Raw genomic sequence first — 21208 nt, forward strand, 5'->3', positions numbered from 1 at the left:
TAATAATAGAGCATCATAGATAAAGAGTAAATATAAGCTTTATAAGCGATCTAATTCTCTTTGTGTCCTCTGTGTCTCTGTGGTTAATTCAATAAAAAAAATTTTTTAGGTAAATTAATTTATATTAACGCAATCATCTAGAGGTATTATTTATTTTAGGCAGCGAGATTAAAATTATATATGTTAAAACAACCTGCAATTGACATTAAAAATTTAAACCATTTTTTTGGCAAAAACAGCCTAAAGAAGCAAGTTTTATTTGATATTAATTTAAAAATATTTCCCGGAGAAATCGTGCTAATGACCGGGCCATCGGGTTCGGGAAAAACCACCTTATTAACCCTGGTGGGAGGACTGCGATCGCCCCAAGAAGGCAGCTTAAAAGTATTGGGTAAAGAACTTTCTGTCGCCCAACCCAAAGATTTTGTCTTACTCCGCCGAAATATTGGCTATATTTTTCAAGCCCATAACTTACTCGCTTGTTTAACCGCAAGGCAAAACGTGCAAATGTCCCTAGAACTTCACCCAGAAATTCAAGAAAATCTCCGGGAAAAAGCCGCCGGAATTCTCACCGCAGTGGGACTAGAAGATCATATTGATTACTATCCCGAAAACCTATCGGGAGGGCAAAAACAACGAGTAGCGATCGCCCGGGCATTAGTCAGTCATCCCCAACTGGTATTAGCGGACGAACCCACCGCTGCTTTGGACAGTAAATCTGGTCGGGATGTAGTCGAAATCATGCAGCATCTTGCTAAAAAACAAGGCTGCACCATCTTATTAGTGACTCACGATGACCGCATCTTAGACATCGCCGATCGCATCGTACATTTAGAAGATGGACGTTTATTCAACAACTAAGAAAGTGCAGCCACCGGACAAGGGCAAAAATTGTTGGGACTTAATTTCACCCAATTCATTAATCAATTTAATCATAAACATTAACAAAAACAACCTATTTGTTGCCTGTCTGAATCCGTCCGATTGTTTACATCGGCCTCTAGGAGATGAATCCATTCGCGCAGATAACAGGGCAGATAACAGCGCAGATAACCCGATCGGTTTGTAGTGGAGATTGATCCGGGAATGGCTTTATCCCCTACCTTACATTATTCAATCGATCGCCAAATTCTGCTGACCATAGAGAGTTATACTGTAACTCAGTCCCGCTCGTAAAAAATCTTCATAAATTTGAAGTAACAAGCATGAACCAAGGAATAGACTTACAAGGAAGCGTTATACAATTGCTGGTGGACTTAGGACTGCCTCCCCAAGTCGCCAAAGTGATTTGGATCCCCCTGCCCATGTTTTTAATGTTAGCCGTAGCCACGGTTGGGGTATTGGTAGCAGTCTGGCTAGAACGAAAAATCTCTGCCGCAGTACAACAGCGAATTGGTCCCGAATACGCTGGCCCATTGGGGGTATTGCAACCCGCCGCTGACGGGCTAAAGCTAATTTTTAAAGAAGATATCGTCCCCACGAAAGCGGATCCGATCCTCTTTACCCTCGGCCCAATTCTGGTAGTGCTGCCGGTATTTATCTCTTACCTGATCGTTCCCTTCGGGCAAAATCTGATCATCAGCGACTTGAGCATCGCCATTTTCTTATGGATTGCCCTTTCTAGTGTCGCCCCGATCGGTTTGCTGATGGCCGGTTATTCCTCCAACAACAAATACTCTCTGTTAGGTGGACTGCGGGCGGCTGCCCAGTCCATTAGCTATGAAATTCCTCTGGCTTTGGCGGTATTGGCGATCGTGATGATGTCCAATAGCCTCAGCACCATTGACATCGTAGAACAACAAAACAGTTACGGCATTCTCGGCTGGAATGTCTGGCGTCAGCCCGTTGGGTTCCTAATTTTTTGGATTTGCGCCTTGGCTGAATGCGAACGTCTGCCTTTTGACTTGCCGGAAGCGGAAGAAGAACTGGTGGCCGGATATCAAACCGAATATGCGGGGATGAAATTCGGTCTATTTTATGTGGGTTCTTACGTCAACTTAATTCTTTCCGCCTTATTGGTGTCAGTGCTCTACTTCGGTGGCTGGACATTGCCCATTCCCATTGAACTGATTGCCCAATGGATCGGGGTCAGCGAAACTACCCCTTGGTTCCAAGTAATCGCAGCGGTGCTGGGAATTACAATGGTGCTCCTGAAAACTTACTTCTTCGTGTTTCTGGCGATTCTCTTGCGCTGGACTCTGCCACGAGTGCGGATTGACCAACTCCTGAACCTGGGCTGGAAATTCCTGTTACCCGTGGGTCTGGTGAATTTGCTGTTAACTGCCGCCTTGAAGTTGGCTTTTCCCTTCGCTTTTGGTGGTTAAGGGATTTGGGACTCGGTGTTATCGGTGTTTTGGTGAACGACCAGATCGCCGCAAAAATTCCCTGCCAACACAGTCCCAAAACAGCGCGATCGATCTAATCATGCGATCGATTCATCAGATCAATTCATCTTCAATCCAAAGCACATTGATATTCTCTGCCATCCTTCACTTATGCTAAAGTTCCTCAAACAAGTTAGCGACTATACCAAAGAAACCTTTCAAGCCGCCAAATATATTGGCCAAGGTCTTTCGGTGACATTTGACCATATGCGTCGTCGTCCAGTGACGGTGCTCTATCCTTACGAAAAACTGATTCCTTCCGAACGGTATCGGGGACGAATTCACTTTGAATTTGACAAATGTATTTCTTGTGAAGTCTGCGTGCGGGTTTGTCCAATTAATCTGCCGGTAGTGGACTGGGAATTTAACAAAGAAACCAAGAAGAAAAAGCTGAAACACTACAGTATTGATTTCGGAGTTTGTATTTTTTGCGCCAACTGTGTGGAATATTGCCCCACCAACTGTCTGTCGGCGACGGAAGAATATGAACTAGCCGCCTACGATCGCCATGATTTGAACTACGACAACGTGGCAATGGGGCGTTTGCCTTATAAAGTCACTAATGACCCAATGGTGACGCCCCTGCGAGAATTGGCCTATTTGCCCAAAGGGATCAACGACCCCCACGATCTGCCGGAAGGCTCGGTTCGCGCTGGTAAACGCCCAGAAGAACTCCTGGAAAAGATGGAAAAATAATTCTTGGCGGTGGATGGTTCACTGTTAATTGAAATAATTGAATATCGTTAACAGTGACCCGATCGATTTTTCTTGACAAGTGATATAAGGACAAAACTGTGAATTTAGCGGAAGGCGTTCAGATAGTTTCGTTTGGCTTGTTGGCCTTAATGATGATTGGTTCAGCATTAGGAGTGGTGCTGTTTTCTAATATTGTTTACTCCGCGTTTTTGCTCGGTGCTGTATTTACCAGTATGGCCGGGATCTATGTGCTGCTGAATGCAGATTTTGTGGCAGCGGCTCAACTGCTGATTTATGTGGGTTCGGTGAACGTGCTGATTTTGTTTGCCATTATGTTGGTGAACAAGCGGGAAAAGTTTGCCCAAGTGGGAAATGCCGCCCTGCGTCAATTAGTCACCGCGTTGGTAGGCTTCGGTTTGTTTGCCCTCCTGGGGACGATGATTTTATCGACTCCTTGGCCGGTGAAAACTGGCGCGATCGCCCCTGGGTCTTCGACCGTAGAGGCGATCGGCAAACATTTCTTTACGGACTTTTTACTCCCCTTTGAATTAGCCTCACTGCTACTATTAATTGCCATGATTGGCGCAATTATTTTGGCGCGGCGAGACTTCTACCGGGATGACATTCCGGCGGCTCCCGTTGCCCCGGTGCTCACCTTACCAGAGCGGGCTAAAGAATCCATTGGCGCCTTAAGTAGCAGCCAGAAAAAATCATAACAAGTCATAAAATTAATGACAGTTATTCCCGCAAAGTGCGGGAATATGTCTGAAACTTTTCCCCTCAATTAGTTTAAACCGAATAAATCGAAAATTAATTGAGAGGGTCAATTAACCCACAGACAATCAACCCAGAGAAATTATCGTTGGTAGGATTCATGCAACTTCACCTTGAGTATTTTTTATTGTTGGCTGCTGCCTTATTTTGCATTGGCATTTATGGTCTGGTGACAAGTCGTAATGCTGTGCGAGTTTTGATGTCTATTGAGTTACTGCTCAATGCGGTTAATCTTAATCTGATGGCTTTTTCTAATTTTATTGATTCAGCCACGATTAAAGGCCAAGTGTTTACGGTGTTTGTGATTACCGTAGCTGCCGCCGAAGCTGCCGTAGGTTTGGCGATTATTTTGGCGATTTATCGCAACCGGGATACGGTGGATATGGAACAGTTTAATCTGTTGAAATGGTAAAAAAATTGACTGTGAACTGTTGACGTTTGACTGTTAACAGTTCACAGTTATTTATTAGGGAATAGGCATTCTGGAAGTAAGGGGTAAGCAACAGCAATCAACAACCAACAAACAACAATCAACAATCAAAAAATCCCTACCCAAAGAATCCCTACCCAACAATAAACAACCAAAAAACAACAATTAAGGAGACTGAAGTGCAAGGAAAACGGTTTATCCGCACGCTGCAATTAAAAAATTTACTTTCTTATGGCAGTGAAGAGTCAACAATTGACCTTCAACCCTTGAATGTTTTAATTGGCTCTAATGGATCGGGTAAGTCGAATTTAATTCAGGCAATTGGGCTTTTGCAGGCAACTCCTAGGAACTTGGCGGCGCCAATTCGGGAAGGGGGAGGGGTTAGCGAGTGGCTTTGGAAAGGAGGGAGTGAACAACAATTTCCGATCGCGCATATTTCGGCAACGATTGATTACCCGGAAGGAGTGATGCCGCTGCGTTATCAGATGAGTTTTACCATGAACGGTCAAAGACTGGAACTGGTGGATGAGTCGGTAGAAAATGAGCAAAAATTCGATGATAACTATGAAGATGTTTATTTTTTCTACCGATACCAAAATGGTCATCCGATCTTAAATTTCAGAACTAAGCCTGAAGCGAAAGCGGGAAGGGAAGATCAGAGAGTTAAACGATCGCTTCAACGGGAAGAACTGAGTCCAGAGCAATCGGTTTTATCCCAGAAAAAAGACCGAGATTATTACCCAGAACTGACTTATTTAAATCATCAGTTTTCTCAGATTCGCATCTATCGAGAATGGAACCTAGGCAGATATACGCCGCCCCGACTGCCACAACCATCGGATTTACCCAATGATTTTTTAGAAGAATATTACAGTAACCTGGGTCATGTTTTAAATAATTTAGACTTCCAAGTATACAAACCATTACTCATAGAAAAATTGCAAAAATTCTATGATGCGATCGCGGATATCCTTGTCCGAGTTGAAGCAAGTACATTGCAAGTATTTCTGCGGGAAAAGCAACGCCACCGACCAATTCCGGCAACTCGTCTATCCGATGGCACCCTGCGTTATCTATGTTTGTTGACCATCCTTTGCCACCCCAGTCCACCGCCTCTTGTTTGTATCGAAGAACCAGAAATCGGCTTACATCCAGATATTCTCCCGATGGTAGCTGAGTTGCTCATTGAGGCTTCTCAGCGAACTCAATTGATCGTGACCACCCATTCTGATGCTTTAATTTCTGGCTTAAGTGAAGTCCCCGAATCAGTCTTAGTCTGCGAACAAAATCAGAAAGGGAGTTATTTGCGTCGTTTGAATCCTCAGCGGTTAAAAAAATGGCTGGAAGATTACAGCCTCGGAGACTTATGGCGCATCGGTGAAATTGGAGGAAACCGATGGTAAGCGAAATCCGAATTTATATTGAAGGGATTGGGGATTCAGAACCACTCGCAAGACAACTTCAGCCTCCCCCAAATCGAAAAATTAAGCTGCCCAAAAAAGAAACTCAAGCAGGACTAGCGCCAGGGTTTAGAACTTTTTTCCAAAGCCTCGATCGTCTAGCATATAACCACGGAATCAAAATCCAACTAATCATCTGTGGGGGGCGGAAACAAGCTTATAATAATTTTCACAGAGCGATCCAAGATCACCCCGATGCATTCAATGTTTTACTGGTAGATTCAGAAGGGCTTTTATCCGATATAAACCAACCTTGGAAATATCTCCAGGACAGGCCAGAATATCAATGGGATTCACAGGGGATTGACGATAGTCATTGTCAATTAATGGTTCAAGCGATGGAGGCTTGGTTTATTGCTGACCTTGATACCTTAAGACAATTCTATGGGGAGAAATTTAAGGATAATAAAATTATCCGGGGTCTGGAGCAATATCAGACTGTCGATCGAGTTTCAGTATATAATCTGGAAAAAAGGCTCACACAAGCGACTAAGGACACACCAAGAGGCAAGTATAGTAAAACAAAACACGCTCCCAAATAGAACTTTTGAAAGTCGATCGCGTCAGGGCTGCTTGTCCATCGTGCGATCGCCTGTTTAAGACCCTTGAGCAAATCATCACTGCGCCCCCATAAGTCACCGGATTCACTTTTAATTCGCTGGATCGGCACAATTCATTTTGAGAATCTGAAAAATTCACCCCTTTTTACTATATAGTATTATATAGTATTATTAATCAATATCTTGGTTAGATGCTCTGGAATTAATTAAATTTATTTGTCAATCAGTCTGGGTGGAGATGGTTTTTCTAATTATTCATCATAAGTATCCGTAATACCCGCAATACTCGCTCAAAAATCTGTGAAAAACCAAAAAGTTCACCTCTCCCCTCTAAACATCTCTCTCCTCTATAAATATCGTGGAACTTAAACAAGTTATTATTGCCCATAAAGCTGCCGATCCCCTGAGTAAGCGTCGCGCTGAAGAATGCGCTCGACAGCTTGAATCCCTTGGCTGTAAAGTGTTAATGGGACCGAGTGGCCCGAAGGATAATCCCTATCCAGTATTTTTGGCTTCTTCGACCCAAAAAATAGATTTAGCAGTGGTGTTAGGAGGGGATGGGACGGCACTGGCAGCAGCACGGCAGTTGTCTCACGATCACATCCCTATTTTGGCGGTGAATGTGGGCGGGCATCTGGGTTTTTTGACGGAACCTACTGAAACATTTCAAGATACTGAGACGATTTGGCAACGGCTGATTTCGGATCGCTATGCGGTGCAGCAACGGATGATGTTGCAAGCGAGGGTCTTGGATGGGTTGGATCGCAGTTTGAAGCCGGTCAGCGCTACGGAAACTCAGGATCCGCCTTTTTTGGCGTTGAATGAGATGTGCGTCAAACCCGCAACGGGCGATCGCATTCCCACTTCTACCTTGGAAATGGAAGTGGATGGAGAAATCGTGGATCAATATCAGGGAGACGGTCTGATTGTGGCGACCCCCAGCGGGTCTACCTGCTACACCGCGTCAGCGAATGGCCCGATTATGCATCCGGGAATGGAGGCGATCGCCGTAACGCCGATTTGTCCCTTGAGTCTTTCCAGTCGTCCGATCGTATTACCCGCTGGTTCGGTGGTGAAAATTTGGCCATTAGGCGATCGCGACTTAAGCACTAAACTTTGGACTGATGGGGTTCTTGGCACCTCAATTTGGCCGGGACAGCACGTCGAAGTCCGCATCGCCCAATGTCAGGCTCAATTTATTATTCTCCAAGAAAATTATTCTTATTACCGGACTTTGCGAGAAAAACTTCACTGGGCAGGGGCGAGAATCTACTATAACAACAATCACCGCAATTAATTGGCCCTGGGACAACCCTTTCTTTGGGGTCGAATATCTCGTTGATTATCTTTAAGAGTCATTCATTAATTGCTCCGAAGACTAATCCTTAAGACTTAAGACCAATAGAAATGATGCGTCAGTCCCTTGACGGCGATCGCCGATCCAGTGCGATGATCGAGGGCGATCGAATTATTCATTAATAGACTCAATAGAGTCGGAGTCAAAAATGATCGCTGGGTTAATCAAAGTCCTAGTTGTCGATGATTCGGCGTTTGTCAGGAAAACGATCAAAGCGATGTTATCCCGCAGTGCTTTTATTGAAGTGGTCGGGACTGCATCTGATGGACAAGAGGCACTCGAACTCATCCCACAACTTAACCCTGATGTAGTAACTCTAGACTTAATCATGCCGTATATGAGCGGTTTGGAGTTTCTAAGGGAGCAAATGGCGCGTCGTCCTTTACCGATGATTGTTGTCAGTATTGCGGAGGGGAATAGCCAGCAAGTCGTCGCGGCATTAGCGGAGGGTGCGGTTGATTTTATCCACAAACCCACCGCTTTGGCATCAGAGGGTTTATTACAAATGACCGATGAGTTGATTGCTAAAGTGAAAAGCGCCGCTAAGATTTCTATACCTTCTTTACCTCCGCCAACCAACACCCCAGAACCAACCACAAAATTGTTAATGACTCCAAAAAAGCCACCTGCACCAATCAACTTAGTGGCGATTGGCATTTCCACTGGCGGTCCTGCCGCATTGAGTCATATGATTCCTGAGTTGCCGGAGAATTTTCCCGTACCCATTGCGATCGTGATGCATATGCTCGAAGGGTACACGGAAATTTATGCCCAGCGCCTCGATCAGCAATCACCGCTTAAAGTGGTGGAAGCAAAACATGGGGATATTCTCCGACCGGGGATTGTCTATATTGCTCGTGCGGGGCAACATATGACGTTTACCAGGCAAGCGGATGCTCAAGTGGCGACTCGCTTGAGTTTTCTACCCCTGGAAACTATCCATCGTCCCAGTGTGGATGTGATGTTTGAATCCGCAGCCCAAATATTTGGCGATCGCGTTTTAGGGGTGGTAATGACGGGAATGGGTTCTGATGGCCACCTCGGGGCGGCCATGATTAAATCCCAAGGGGGCTTAATTTTTACTGAACATGAGTCCACTTGTGTGGTCTATGGAATGCCTGCGGTGGTGGAAGAAAATGGCTTAAGTGATTTGAGCGTTCCTCTATCTCTGATGGCTACAGCAATTCTCCATCAAGTGAAATTACATCAGCAAACTTAATCTCCGCTGATTAGTGCCAATTACTATCCCCTCGGTTCGGCGATCGCGTTCTTGTGCCAAACTCTGAATCAAACCATACAGGGACGATAAGCGACTCTCGATATCTCCAAGCTTTTGGGCCAGCGGTTGACGTTGGGCGATAATGCTTTTAATTTCCTGGCTTTTGTTCATGGCAATGCCTATGGTTTGCTAGGTAGAGAAGTATTGCAAAATATTATAGTCTTGCCGGGAAGTCAGAAAGCAGGTTTTTAAGTTAATTTTTATTATTGCTAGGTATGCGATCGCTTTATCCTCTTTTAAATTGTCCAGAAACCGGGTTGTTATGGCTATCTTGGGGAAAATGCACCAACCCATCAGAGAAACCCGGTTGCTTGATGACTCAGATAGGCGATCGCATGAATGCCCCGTGGGATACTATCAGCGATTTAATGGCTATGTTTGATACTCTTCATATTTACCCTTCTCGGTTTAAAATTTCTTCATATTCATCATGGGTTCCAATCCATACCCAAATAAAATCTTCGCCATCTTTTAAAGCTAAAAAACGATAATTTATGCCAATTCTAGCCGACCAAAATTTTCCTACTTTTTTAAAATGTAAAGAAGGATGATTGGAGTCACGTTTGAGCAATTCAAAGTTTTTTTTTGGCCAGTTCTTGAATCGAGTCTGGCAATTCCTCAAAACATCGCCAAAATCTTTTAGTATTTTTATGCACTTAAAGTTCCTGTAGTTCGTCTTGGGCTTTTGCTGCTAACGCCTCATTAACTAAAAAATCTAGTTTTCCTGAAGCCGAATCTTTTTCAATTTGTCGATCCCACTCTTCCCAGTCTAACTCGATCATCCAATTTCTCAAATAAGTGAATTCATCAGAGGAAAGAGACTGAATTGCTGCTTGAATTTCTTGGAATTTGGTCATCTCTGTGACCGTAATTTTCCTATATTTTAGCATTTAGCGATCGATTTGACGCAATTTTGCGAACCTTTTTTTGGACAACAACTATTTAAGCCAAGATTGCGCCATGTATAGTCATTTAAATTGCGTTTGAGACAAAACATCAGGGGCGCAATGCTGGCGCCAGCATTGCGCCCCTACAATATATGTTGATTTGCTTCTTTGGGCGCAATGCTGGCGCCCAAATTAACCTCGAAATGGTAGCAATAATCTTTGAAATTAGTATAATATTAATTATATCAAAAAGGCAATTCCTCATCTTCATCAAAATATTCATCAATATCTGCATCAAAATCTTTACTAGCAAAAAATAATGAAGGTTCTAATGCTGCTTTTGCCTGTTTTATCTTCTCAAACAAAGAATTGGGCGATTGCCGTTGTTTTTCCATTAACTTATCAATCCCGTATTTAACTTTAATGCGATCGATAAATTCCTGAGAAATGGGTTCTTGTGGCCATTGAAAATCTGCCGCCGTCACCACGGGCACCCTCGGCCCTAAAGGTTCAATGGGCATTTCAGAAATGCGGACTAAAAAATAAGCACGACGCCGTTTAATCTCCCCTGCCCGCTGGTCAATTTCTTGTAAAACACCCGCCAATTGACTGGGATGATGGGAAGAAATTGCCACCCGAACTTCCAAATCATCTAAAGGAATTCCTAACGCTGCCGCTTGACTGAGTAACTCCTGGGGAACATCAGTCATCAAGGGGGGATTAATCGCCGCAGACATAGCGGATAAAGCTTGTTTTACCGTTTCCATTGTTTCTGCAACGGTTTGGTTTTTTGCCCGGTCTGGTGGCGTTGACTGCACCATATTTTCTAAATGGTAGGCCGCTGTTTTTAACAGAAAAATCGCTTGGTTAATTTGTTGGTAATCCATAATTTTTTAGCGGGTAATAATTCACCACAGAGACACAAAGGAAACAAAGGATATATTGCTGGGCATTATCCCGATCGCTGTGAATAGACTTTCACAGCGGTATTCTGTTGCATAGACCATAGATATTTGGAGTAGGGGCGCGATCTTTTCGGCATTAAATCTCTGTTTTCAGAAACCGGGTTTCTTGTAGGTTCCGGCAGTGGTCGCCCCGGTATAAAACCAGAAACCCGGTTTCTCCTGCGGTCAAGATCGTGCCCCTATAGATATTTGTGGTTGACCAATCTGAAAACTGCTGTAATTGATAAAAAAATTTACACAATTTTTGGGATCGCCCCTGATATGCTGAGGCAATTGATCGATTGCCTCTGGCAGAAATAGAGAAATAGAGATTATCTGTAAATCCTGAATTATCTGATCCTATTTTTCTTTTGAGATGCTACACATTATTTGTACCAGGTTTGAATGAAATTAGTACAAGTTATGTACAAACAAAAAGCTCCAGGAATGGTTGCGCGAATTATGCCCCTGAAAAAACACCACCGATATCTAACTCATTGGCTGCTGAAAGAAGACCGCGACCCAGCCAACGAACATCATTTGAAACATTCTTGGTGGCAGGTGATGTGTTTGACTGGCGTGGATTATTTTTCCACTTTGGGATATCAGCCGGGAATTGCGGCCCTGGCAGCGGGAGCCCTTTCACCTTTGGCAACATTGATTTTGGTGCTGGTGACACTTTTCGGCGCTTTGCCGATTTATCGACGAGTGGCTACGATGAGTCCGCATGGGGAAGGCTCAATTGCTATGCTGGAGCAGTTGCTACCCTGGTGGCAGGGTAAGATATTTGTGCTGATTTTACTCGGTTTTGCGGCAACGGATTTTATCATCACGATTACCCTGTCGGCGGCAGATGCCACGGCTCACATGATCGAGAATCCGTTTTTGTCAGGGATTTTGCAGGGACAGGCAGTTCCCATTACCCTAGTTCTGATTGCCTTGCTGGGAGCGATATTTCTGAAGGGGTTTAAGGAAGCGATCGGATTAGCGGTGGTTTTGGTGGGGATTTACCTTGGCCTTAATCTAGTGGTGATTGGGGTTGCGGGGTATCAGATCATTCAAGACCCCACAGTGTTCACAAGCTGGAAAATGGCCTTGCTGAACAGTCATGGCAATCCTCTGGTGATGGTAGGAGTTGCTACCCTTTTGTTTCCCAAATTGGCTTTGGGCTTATCGGGGTTTGAAACAGGTGTGGCAGTGATGCCTTTGGTGATCGGCAGTGGCAGTGATACGGAGGCGCATCCCACGGGGCGGATTCATCACACCCATCAACTTCTGTCTACGGCTGCCTTGATTATGAGCTTTTTCCTGGTGACGAGCAGTTTAGTCACCACATTGTTGATTCCACCAGCGGAATTTCAGGCTGGGGGGAGTGCCAATGGTCGGGCCTTAGCCTATTTAGCCCATCAGTATTTGGGAAGTCTCTTTGGGACGATTTATGACCTGAGCACTATGGCGATTCTTTGGTTCGCGGGAGCATCGGCAATGGCGGGACTGCTGAATCTGGTGCCCCGTTATCTGCCCCGCTATGGGATGGCTCCAGATTGGGCGCGGGCTGTCCGTCCCCTGGTTTTGGTCTATACGGCGATCGCCTTTATTGTCACCCTAATTTTTGAAGCCAATGTGGAAGCTCAAGGGGGTGCCTATGCTACAGGGGTATTGGTGCTGATGAGTTCTGCCGCAGTCGCTGTAACCCTCTCAGTGTATCGGCAGGGGGCAGGCAGGGGGCAAAATTGGGTGGGCACAGTCTTGTTTGGGGCGATCGCGATCGTCTTCTTCTACACCACCATTGTCAATATTATTGAACGACCGGATGGACTTCATATTGCCACCTTCTTTATCGCCGCCATCATTATCACTTCCTTAATCTCTCGCGTCTTTCGCTCAACGGAACTGCGAGTGGTTGGGATGGAACTAGATGACACAGCCCGTCAATTCATCGACCAATTGAGACAGCAGCCGACCCGGTTAATTGCCCACCGTCCGCAAAAAGGAAATGCCCTGGAGTATCAGCTTGGAGAGAAAAAGGTGCGCGAGAATAATCACCTGCCCTCGACGGATCCGATTTTGTTTCTGGAGGTACAGGTGACAGATGCCTCAGTGTTTATGGATGTGATTCGGATCCAAGGGGTTGAGGTGGAAGGATACCGAATTCTGCGGATGCAAAGTGCCGCAGTTCCCAATGCGATCGCCGCACTCTTGCTCTATATCCGCGATCGGACGGGAATCCTGCCTCACGTTTATTTTGGTTGGACTGAGGGGAACCCGATTCAATATCTGCTACGTTTCATCCTCTTTGGGGAGGGGGATGTTCCCGTTGTCACCCGCGAAGTGCTCCGCAAAGCTGAACCCGATCCAGCGCGTCGTCCTGGGATTCATGTTGGGTAAACTTGAAGATAATTCAAAAGGGAAGGAAATAGCGAATGAAATTCTTTACATCCCTGCCCAGATGGTTTCTGTGGGGACTGGTGCTGCCGTTGATCATCCTTAATGGGTGGGCGTTACTGCTGTTACTTAATTACTTTCAGGGTGCGATCGCCATATTCCTGACGGCAATGTTGCTGGCTTTTGTCCTGAATTATCCCGTGAGGCTGCTACAGCGCCTCAAGATTTCCCGAAACCTTGCGGTGTTGATCGTGTTGTTGGTGGCGATCGCTCTTCTGGCTATTTTTGGTGTCACCGTCGTTCCGGCGCTGATTTCTCAGGTGAATGAACTCGCGAATCGCCTGCCGACGTGGATTGATTCAGGAAGTGAGCAGTTGCAAATCTTCCAAACCTGGGCGGCAAGCCATCAAATATCCATTGATGTCAGCAAGCTGATTACCCAACTGGAAGAACGGCTATCAAACCAATTGCAAACTCTCAGTGCAACAGTGCTGAATTTCCTACTGGATGCGATCGGCAGTATCCTCAATCTAGTGTTAACGATTGTATTGACTTTTTACTTACTGCTTCATGGTGAAAAACTCTGGAATGGCATCTTCCAGTGGTTCCCGTCTCAGATTGGGGCGCAAATTCGTCAAGCCTTGCGACAAAATTTCCAAAACTACTTTATTGGACAAATCACTTTAGCATTACTGATGGGAGTCTCCATGACTACGGCATTTGTGATCATTCAATTGCCATTTGGACTTTTGTTTGGTTTGGCAGTTGGATTAATGGCACTGTTTCCCTTTGGTGCGGCCTTTGGCATTACCGTGGTCAGCTTGCTCACCGCCCTAAAAAGTTTCTGGCTAGGCTTAAAGGTCTTGGTGATGGCGACGATCATCGACCAGGCGATCGAAAATGGCATCGCTCCTCAACTCATGGGTGGCTTTACCGGACTTAACCCGGTCTGGATTTTGCTATCTCTATTGGTCGGTGTCAAAGTTGGGGGATTGCTCGGACTCGTTTTGGCTGTTCCATTGGCTAGTTCCCTCAAAAGCATTGTCGATATGCTTCATACCCCTAAAGTTCAACGGGCTTCAGCCAATCCTATTAAGACGGGCAGTGACAACGATATAGTCCAAGGTAAAATTCACCACAGAGACACAGAGGAAACAAAGGAATAATAGTAAAAATATTTTACAAATTGGCTAAAAATAGTCACTAATATAAAGACTCAAGCCTTTTTTCGCATCAATATTAAACTGTAGTCCCACTTCGGTTTCACTGGTAATTTCTATTTGACTCTGGGAAACGTCATCAAGCTGAATAGAATCACAGCCAAACGGCAGTCAATTATAGTTACTCGGCAATGACTTGTGAAAGCATATCATCAAATAGTTTAATCCGCTTTTGGATATCAGCTTTGGTTTTCCCCTCTCCGGTTAAAAGACGAGAGTCTTCTTGGTCAAAAAGTTTCTTAGTGGATGCAATGACTTTTTCCTGGCAATTAATCAATAAACCTCTGGCACAATTCCCAAAAGCCGATAGCGGTTTTAAGGGGGGTTGAGGGGATCGAGATATTTATTTTGCGCTCTTGTCTATTATATCATAATGGTGAGGATTCACCACAGAGACACAGAGGACACAAAGAATATATTGCTGGGCATTATCCCGATCGCTGTGAATAAATACATCAGTATTCTGTTGAATAGACCACAAAAATTTGGTAGGGGCGAAGCATGACCGCCGGTATTTTTGGGTTAAAAGCAGAGATTTAATCCGGTCATGCTTCGCCCTCTACGGATACTTATGGTTGATTAATCGGAAAACCGCTGTATCGGCGAATAAACCGGGGTTATTTCTGTTTAATAAAACCCAGAAATAAACCCGGTTTATCGGAGGGTGTTAAGTAGGTGAACATAATTAATTGCACTTTTCGTTCCCCGCCGATAGGCTGTGGATTCCCGCCTTCGCGGGAATGACAGTTTTTTTCTCATTGGGTCTGTGGTGCATTTATTTCTGCCCACCTACTTATTTGACTTCTAAGGTGGTAGAAGCCGATCGCCCAAATTCTTCTGGGGCATATTGTAACTTCACTTCTGCCCCAGGCCATTCAAAGGTTCCTGGTGTGACCGATCGCACTAAATAATGGAGGCGATAGAGTCCAGGACTGAGGCGGTTGGCATAAGCCATCACCCGATCTTTGTAGATGGTTTGATAGCTAATTTCCCAGCTATCTTGTTGGGCTTGAACCGCTTTATTAGCGGTTTGGAAACTGGTATCAACCGCTTCAAAACCCGCAGGCAATGGGTCGGTAATGACTAGATGATCCACCGGGCGATCGGTGATAATTTCTAAGCCAATATCAAACACTTGACCTGCCGGAACTTGTAAGGGTTTTTTCGGCGTAGATAAGCCAATAGTTCCGAGTATCATATCTTCACCCGCAGGGCGAATGGTGCGATCGACTCGTAGACCATTAAATCGTCCCGGTTGGTTGCCTTTTAACCGATAGTTGTATGCGACAAAATAATGCAGATTTCCCTGACCAGATTTGCTTAAAATCAGGTCAGATTTCCCTTGGGGTAATTGATCCATTGCCAGATTAATAAATTGGCTAGGATTCTGATATCCCTGAAACTGCATTGAGTCGATATTTTGACCGGCTAATTTCACCGTGGCGGTAAAGTTTGGCGGTGTGGGTTGGGTATTGGCATATTCCACTAAAGCGGTTAAGGCTTCCGCATTACTATAAGTGGTTTGCCAAGTACCATCACGCCGCAAATTTAGCAGTCCTTGTAATAAGCGGTTGCTGATTTCTGGGCTACTATTTTGGGCAATAGTTTGGGCAATAGCTAACCGTAAAGTTTGCGCTTGGGCAACGGTGGGCGGACTTAACCAGCCCCAATCTTCCGGTAAATTTACTGTAGCCGATCGCCCGGTTTCATAGACAGTTTCTTGCAACTCATTCCACATAGTTCGGGCTTCATTGCGCCAGCCTGGGACTTGCATTAAATAACGGGCTAATTTGGTTTGCGCCACCCGATCTAATTCCCCGCGTTGGGCATAAATATCCGCGAGAAAATCATTGCGGCGATCGCCTAATTCCGCTAACCCAATTAATGCCCCCAGTCGCAACCGATTTTTACAAGCTTGAGACTTGCAATAGTCATATTTTCCTGGGTCAGCGAGGGTTTGTTGCAAATAAACTCGCAGCCGAGAAATCATTGAATCATCAACAGCAAATCCCGCTGCTTTGGCTTGGGCTAAACTTTCCGCCGCATAAGGACTCATAAATGGATCGGAGTTACTGCTACCAGGCCAAAATCCAAAACCGCCGTCAGTTTGTTGCAGTTTTGCCAACTGTTCCAAGGCCAATGTTGCTTGATTTGTGGGATTAAATGCGGTAAATGTTTGGCTATATTTTTTGCCCAAAATTTGCAAATTCGCCGCGATCGCCAACTCCGAGGCAGCGGGTTCTAAAAAGGGCAACCGATCTTCGGCAAAAATTTGCCGCGCTGGGGCAGTAATTTCGGGAATCAACGTAGAGGCCAAATCAATATTTAAACCGCCTACAGTTCCCTCGACATTTTTATCCACATTTACCGGAATCGTCGCCCGATCATTTGTCACTCCAGACTCGACTACGGTTTCACTCACGGGCAATTGGCGCACGGACAACGGCACCTCAAAAGCATCACCTTGCTGCTGATTTAGCTGGGCTGTAAAGCGCACTTTTCCTTCACCCAAACTATTAGCGGTCATGGGGAAACGATAAACTTGCGTATCCCAATCCGCTTTAGTCCGCAAGGTTTCATTATTCGTGGATTTTTCCGCAAATAATAAATTATTACTCAGAGAACCATTAACCACTAAATTACCCACTTTTTCCGTGGTATTAGTGACCGTTAAACCCCCATCAAAGCGATCGCCTAAGCGCACAAACTGCGGCAAAACTGGGTTAGCCATCAAGGGTTTTGTGGTCATAAAAGTATTGTCCCCTTGACCAAATCGCATATCCTCAGTTGTTGCTACGGCCATAACGCGCCAAGTGGTCAAATCATCGGGCAAAGAGAAGCTAACCGTTGCCTGTCCCCGTCGATCGGTCGTCACCGACCCGTTGTAATACGCCAGGGGCTTAAATTCTGTGCGTAACCGGGTACTATCAGCCCCTGCGGAAAAGCCACCGCCATAACCCCAACCTTTATCCAGGGGGGAACTCAGGGGCGAAATCACCACTTCAAAGCGGTTATCGCTAAATCGAGTGGCGATCGGTTGGTCTGCATACACGGTTTTCACCAAGTCTGGAGGCCGATATCCGGTGAGTTGCAAAATCGCCTCATTCACCACCATTACCGTAAATTGCCCTTTCACCGGCTGACCGGCAGCATCTTTGACTTGCAATTTCACCGTAGTTGCAGTTCCCGGGGCAATTTTTTCCTGATTAGGAGTGACTTCAACTTGCAGATATTTTGCCGCCAAATTGATATTAAATGGGGCAAAACCAATTTTCACTAAGTCTTCTACGCTGCCCGGTTCTAACTGTTCCAAAGGTTGCCCTTGTCGAATTAAAACTGCTTGAACTGCCGCATTGGGCAACATTTCCGGGGTGACAGTAAATTGAATTTGCGGCGCACCACCTGTCACCTTGGTTAAGGTTTGATACAAGGGGCGATCGCGCACAACGGCAAAATACAATTCTGCCTCTGGATAAGGAGATTGAATTAACGCCGTAGCGGTTTCCCCAGGCTGATAGGTTTCTTTGTCTAATTTCACTTCCAAGAAATTATCTTGGTCGCTACGGCTGGCCCAAAATACTGACCCACCACCTGTAGCCCAAATTTGTAAATCTGTGGCAGTCATTTCATCCGTATTATTCCCCAAAAATGCCCGAATTCGATAAGAACCAGATTCTGGGGGGGTGAGGTTAACGGTTTTCGCTTCTGTAGCAGATTTAATGTCTTGTCGATCGACGGTTTGATATTCCACCTGATAACGACTATTTCGGCTACCGGCAACCACGCGGTTGACGCGGCTATAAGTCATTTTTTGTAATTCCAGGCGGATACTTTCTCCGGCGATCGCTTCCCCTTGAAGGTTGGTGACAATAAACTCTACAGAAAACGGTTTACCCGCATCAGCAACCCACTTACTTTTTAAGCCAATTAATTTATCACTGGGTAAGGCGGTAAAAGTCTGGCTATTGCTGACGGAAAGATTGGCTAAATCCGTCACTTCTGCATCTACCCGATAGGTCATGGGATAGGGTAAATCCCGGTCTACTTGTACCTGGAAACTACCGGAACCGCCCCGATCTAAAACGGCATTTTGTTCCAGCACATCACTACTAATAGAAGGCTGTTCTTCCGGCCAAAACCATTGGCGACCAAAAGAGTATTTTTCCCAGCCTTTGGGGGTAAAGTCCTGGGCAGGCGACCGCGTGACATAATATTGCACTTGTGCCGTTGATACGGGAGCCCCAAACAGATAATCACTTTGGATATTAGCGGTAACTGTTTCGTCAGGTTTGGCAATTGCTTGATTCAGGTTTAAGTCTACCTTAAAATTCGGCGGCTTAAACTCTGCTACCCGAAATTCCCCATAAATTTCTCCCTGATTTTTCCCTTTACCCTGGAGGGAATAATAACCAAGGGGCTGATTTTCATCTAGGGTAAATTCCCAGGAAAACGTGCCAAATTCATTGGTGCTTGGGGTTCCCAGTTCTTTTTCCTTGCCGTCTGGGTCGCGCAAAACCAAGGAATAAACATCATTTTGATCTGATGTTAATTGGCCATTTTCCAAATAATAGGCAACTCCAGTTAAGGCTACTTTTTCGCCCGGTTGATAAAGTTGGCGATCGGAGAAAATCGTACCCCGTGATACAGGTTTTTCGCTATTCCAATCCCCATAAATTCCATAGCCATAAGCCCCACTCCAAGACCAGGTGCGATCGAAAGCCCAATCATCACCTTCTCGGACAATTACCAAAACTTCTGGGGCTTCATCAGCTTTTTTACTACAGCTTTTTACCTGAACTAAAGTTAACACTAACGTGCCAGAATTATCCGTAGTACCCGTAGCACAAGGAGTCGGATTACCGCGAGTTTTGCTATCGGTTTGAGACTGATAAACTTGCACATTTGCCCCAGGAACTACTGCCCCATCAGACAAATGATTCACATGAATCAATCCCATCTCAGGGAACCACTGACTAAATACCCCCAAATTAGTTAATTGCACCATGCCATAAAAGGTAGGTTCGCGCCATTCTTCCTTGCCATCCATCACATAAAGATTGGTCTTAGCGCTAACTCCATAAGCGAGTAAGCCAGTATTTTTTCCCAGCTTTTCTCGCAAAGGAACTGTAATGGTTTCTGTCTGATTTTGGTTGCCAGAAACAGGGAATGTTTGCCAAGTATTTGGGCTGGACAATAAATCAGTCGATTCACCTCTGGGATGTGCGTTATCCGCATAAACCAAGTCCGTGGGTTGTACCACCTTGTAAGTGGCTTTATACTGGGATTCCGGTAAATTAACCGTAGAAATATTTAGCTCTAAATTTTGCTGGGCTGGGAAAATATTTAACCCATCCGGCGCCCAAATATTTCCGGCAATATCCCCGGTCTTATATTCTTGAGTCAGAGTTTCACCGAAAGTTTGACCAAAAGTATCTTTTAAACCATTACCAATGGTAATGGTGTAATTCGTATTCGGTTCTAATCCCCAAGGGTTAATGCTAACCGTGGATTCTTCATCATAGGCTTGAATGGCGTTAACTCCCTCTTTAGGGGCCGGGTTAATCGTAATATTTTCTAATACCGAATCAAGCTCCAGTTTGTTATTAAACTTTAACTCTGGAGTGCCATTAACAAATCGGCCATAAGCCCCGCCCATATCCGGTTGCCCAATAAACTCCATCCGTTCTAATTTTAACGGGGAATAAGTCTCAACTTCAGAAATAAATTGAGTTTCACTAGATAAATTGCCGGGAAATGGACGAATTCCGGGAGCAAATTCTAAGCGATATCGAGTGCCTTTTTCTAATGGACGTTTCGGGGTTAACGTATAACTCCAATTTCTTAAAGCGGGGTCAAAGGTTTCCCCCGGAGTGAGTGAGGCTACATCATCGTTTTCTTCCACGGTGACGGGGATTCCGGTTTGACTGCCTCTGGGAATAAGCTGCACTTTTTCCTCTAATGACTTAACATCTAATTGCACATTAGAGGTAAAGGTTAATTGGGTTTTGACATCAATATATTCAGGAGCGACATATTCGTTTTCCTGAATTTGCGGTAAATCGGTCAGCTTAATGGGTTCGGTGTTAAATGTCCAAGCCAAATCTTGATTAAGCTGATGATCTTTTAAGTCTTTTAACCCTGATTTTAAGGTGACTTTAATCCGGGTAGCTTTGGGGAAAGCTACGTCAGATTGAAATCCCACCATGCGCGGGGTGAGAAATCGAAATCTCCCCGGTATGTTTGGTTCAATTTCAAATAGTTTGAGTTTTCCTTCTTCTGCCGTAGACTCCAGACTTTCTAAAGGAATTAACGGTTCTTTAAACCGAATTTTAATCTGGGCTAGAGTTTCTGCGGTTTCTGTCGGACTAATTTGTTCGATCCAGTCCGGCAGTTGTGGGGTGACGAGAGGCGCCACCTCTGGTAAGGGTTGGTTGAATTGTGAGAAATTGGCGGATTTCTGTTTCTGGATGTTTCCACAGGCTGATATGCCCCAAAATAGAAATATACCTACCAGAAACCACGACCAAAATCTCTTGAAGATTCTCGACATAGGTTTGTCTCAATCAAAAATCTGTGAGTGAAAAATGCGATCGCACTTGGGATAAGAAAGCTGGGGGCAAGAAACCGGGTTTCCAGAGCAATTTTGCATCGCAACCAAGATTTATTAAAGAAACCCGGTTTCTTCGGCCCTGGTTTCTCACCCCCGGCGATCGCGCATACAATCCCTATTTAATCTCAGAATTTTGGTTTTGTGGGGATTTTGCAGATTTTCTTAATTCAGATAAAATTCGGTAAGGTGTGTTACGGTGGCCAAAGGATTAAATCTATGGAA

Annotated in this window: 17 protein-coding genes; 11 read left to right on the forward strand and 6 right to left on the reverse strand. The window is 45.0% G+C overall.

The window, feature by feature from the left end; translation table 11 throughout:
• Positions 1-180 precede the first annotated feature (180 nt).
• From ABWT76_RS13895 to cheB, 9 genes are all read left to right on the forward strand, one after another.
• Complete coding sequence (locus tag ABWT76_RS13895) at positions 181-861, forward strand: DevA family ABC transporter ATP-binding protein (protein WP_190877727.1); 681 nt, start codon at positions 181-183, stop codon at positions 859-861.
• Positions 862-1205: 344 nt separating this feature from the next.
• Positions 1206-2324 (forward strand): NADH-quinone oxidoreductase subunit NuoH, encoded by a 1119-nt coding sequence (gene nuoH / locus ABWT76_RS13900; protein WP_054465041.1) that lies wholly within the window; start codon positions 1206-1208, stop codon positions 2322-2324.
• A 171-nt stretch (positions 2325-2495) separates the two neighbouring features.
• Entirely contained in the window at positions 2496-3080 is a 585-nt protein-coding gene (gene ndhI, locus ABWT76_RS13905) for an NAD(P)H-quinone oxidoreductase subunit I (protein ID WP_054465040.1), read from the forward strand.
• A gap of 98 nt (positions 3081-3178) precedes the next feature.
• Positions 3179-3796: an NADH-quinone oxidoreductase subunit J gene (locus tag ABWT76_RS13910; RefSeq protein ID WP_054465039.1), complete on the forward strand. Its 618-nt coding sequence runs from the start codon at positions 3179-3181 to the stop codon at positions 3794-3796.
• Between the two features lie 158 nt (positions 3797-3954).
• Positions 3955-4266, forward strand: a complete 312-nt coding sequence (nuoK, locus tag ABWT76_RS13915) for an NADH-quinone oxidoreductase subunit NuoK (RefSeq protein WP_054465038.1) — start codon at positions 3955-3957, stop codon at positions 4264-4266.
• 197 nt (positions 4267-4463) lie between these two features.
• Positions 4464-5687 (forward strand): AAA family ATPase, encoded by a 1224-nt coding sequence (locus tag ABWT76_RS13920; protein ID WP_054465037.1) that lies wholly within the window; start codon positions 4464-4466, stop codon positions 5685-5687.
• Positions 5681-6286: a DUF4276 family protein gene (locus ABWT76_RS13925; protein ID WP_199317287.1), complete on the forward strand. Its 606-nt coding sequence runs from the start codon at positions 5681-5683 to the stop codon at positions 6284-6286. Before ABWT76_RS13920 ends, ABWT76_RS13925 begins: the two co-directional genes overlap by 7 nt.
• 376 nt (positions 6287-6662) lie before the next feature.
• Positions 6663-7601: an NAD(+) kinase gene (locus ABWT76_RS13930; protein ID WP_054465035.1), complete on the forward strand. Its 939-nt coding sequence runs from the start codon at positions 6663-6665 to the stop codon at positions 7599-7601.
• Between the two features lie 208 nt (positions 7602-7809).
• On the forward strand, positions 7810-8880 hold the full coding sequence (gene cheB / locus ABWT76_RS13935) for a chemotaxis-specific protein-glutamate methyltransferase CheB (RefSeq protein ID WP_054465034.1): 1071 nt from the start codon (positions 7810-7812) through the stop codon (positions 8878-8880).
• Here cheB and ABWT76_RS13940 read toward each other — a convergent pair.
• The 4 genes from ABWT76_RS13940 to ABWT76_RS13955 form a co-directional block, all read right to left on the reverse strand.
• Positions 8863-9051: a hypothetical protein gene (locus tag ABWT76_RS13940; RefSeq protein WP_054465033.1), complete on the reverse strand. Its 189-nt coding sequence runs from the start codon at positions 9049-9051 to the stop codon at positions 8863-8865. The genes cheB and ABWT76_RS13940 overlap by 18 nt on opposite strands.
• Positions 9052-9334: 283 nt before the next feature.
• Positions 9335-9511, reverse strand: a complete 177-nt coding sequence (locus ABWT76_RS13945; protein WP_242049842.1) for a hypothetical protein — start codon at positions 9509-9511, stop codon at positions 9335-9337.
• 85 nt (positions 9512-9596) lie between these two features.
• Positions 9597-9797: a hypothetical protein gene (locus tag ABWT76_RS13950; protein WP_354636276.1), complete on the reverse strand. Its 201-nt coding sequence runs from the start codon at positions 9795-9797 to the stop codon at positions 9597-9599.
• A 275-nt stretch (positions 9798-10072) separates the two neighbouring features.
• Positions 10073-10714: a hypothetical protein gene (locus tag ABWT76_RS13955; RefSeq protein ID WP_354636277.1), complete on the reverse strand. Its 642-nt coding sequence runs from the start codon at positions 10712-10714 to the stop codon at positions 10073-10075.
• Between the two features lie 462 nt (positions 10715-11176).
• Here ABWT76_RS13955 and ABWT76_RS13960 point away from each other — a divergent pair, with 462 nt between their 5' ends.
• Both ABWT76_RS13960 and ABWT76_RS13965 read left to right on the forward strand, forming a co-directional pair.
• Entirely contained in the window at positions 11177-13159 is a 1983-nt protein-coding gene (locus ABWT76_RS13960; protein WP_354636278.1) for an amino acid transporter, read from the forward strand.
• A 35-nt stretch (positions 13160-13194) separates the two neighbouring features.
• Positions 13195-14322: an AI-2E family transporter gene (locus tag ABWT76_RS13965; RefSeq protein ID WP_072160658.1), complete on the forward strand. Its 1128-nt coding sequence runs from the start codon at positions 13195-13197 to the stop codon at positions 14320-14322.
• Positions 14323-14497: 175 nt separating this feature from the next.
• Here the strand turns inward: ABWT76_RS13965 and ABWT76_RS13970 are convergent, their stop codons facing one another.
• Positions 14498-14653 carry a hypothetical protein gene (locus tag ABWT76_RS13970; RefSeq protein ID WP_156331550.1) on the reverse strand — a complete coding sequence of 52 codons (156 nt, stop codon included), beginning with the start codon at positions 14651-14653 and terminating at the stop codon, positions 14498-14500.
• A 516-nt stretch (positions 14654-15169) separates the two neighbouring features.
• Positions 15170-20926 (reverse strand): Ig-like domain-containing protein, encoded by a 5757-nt coding sequence (locus ABWT76_RS13975; protein WP_354636279.1) that lies wholly within the window; start codon positions 20924-20926, stop codon positions 15170-15172.
• Positions 20927-21208 lie beyond the last annotated feature (282 nt).

It is taken from the genome of Planktothricoides raciborskii GIHE-MW2 (assembly GCF_040564635.1).
Classification (GTDB): domain Bacteria; phylum Cyanobacteriota; class Cyanobacteriia; order Cyanobacteriales; family Laspinemataceae; genus Planktothricoides; species Planktothricoides raciborskii.

Excerpts from the sequence above, each read along its gene's own strand:
- ABWT76_RS13895 (WP_190877727.1), top strand. The coding sequence starts at position 181 with ATGTTAAAACAACCTGCAATTGACATTAAAAATTTAAACCATTTTTTT.
- ABWT76_RS13940 (WP_054465033.1), bottom strand. The coding sequence starts at position 9,051 with ATGAACAAAAGCCAGGAAATTAAAAGCATTATCGCCCAACGTCAACCG.
- cheB (WP_054465034.1), top strand. The coding sequence starts at position 7,810 with ATGATCGCTGGGTTAATCAAAGTCCTAGTTGTCGATGATTCGGCGTTT.
- ABWT76_RS13950 (WP_354636276.1), bottom strand. The coding sequence starts at position 9,797 with ATGACCAAATTCCAAGAAATTCAAGCAGCAATTCAGTCTCTTTCCTCT.
- ABWT76_RS13975 (WP_354636279.1), bottom strand. The coding sequence starts at position 20,926 with ATGTCGAGAATCTTCAAGAGATTTTGGTCGTGGTTTCTGGTAGGTATA.
- ABWT76_RS13960 (WP_354636278.1), top strand. The coding sequence starts at position 11,177 with ATGAAATTAGTACAAGTTATGTACAAACAAAAAGCTCCAGGAATGGTT.
- ABWT76_RS13965 (WP_072160658.1), top strand. The coding sequence starts at position 13,195 with ATGAAATTCTTTACATCCCTGCCCAGATGGTTTCTGTGGGGACTGGTG.
- ndhI (WP_054465040.1), top strand. The coding sequence starts at position 2,496 with ATGCTAAAGTTCCTCAAACAAGTTAGCGACTATACCAAAGAAACCTTT.
- ABWT76_RS13955 (WP_354636277.1), bottom strand. The coding sequence starts at position 10,714 with ATGGATTACCAACAAATTAACCAAGCGATTTTTCTGTTAAAAACAGCG.
- ABWT76_RS13925 (WP_199317287.1), top strand. The coding sequence starts at position 5,681 with ATGGTAAGCGAAATCCGAATTTATATTGAAGGGATTGGGGATTCAGAA.
- nuoH (WP_054465041.1), top strand. The coding sequence starts at position 1,206 with ATGAACCAAGGAATAGACTTACAAGGAAGCGTTATACAATTGCTGGTG.
- nuoK (WP_054465038.1), top strand. The coding sequence starts at position 3,955 with ATGCAACTTCACCTTGAGTATTTTTTATTGTTGGCTGCTGCCTTATTT.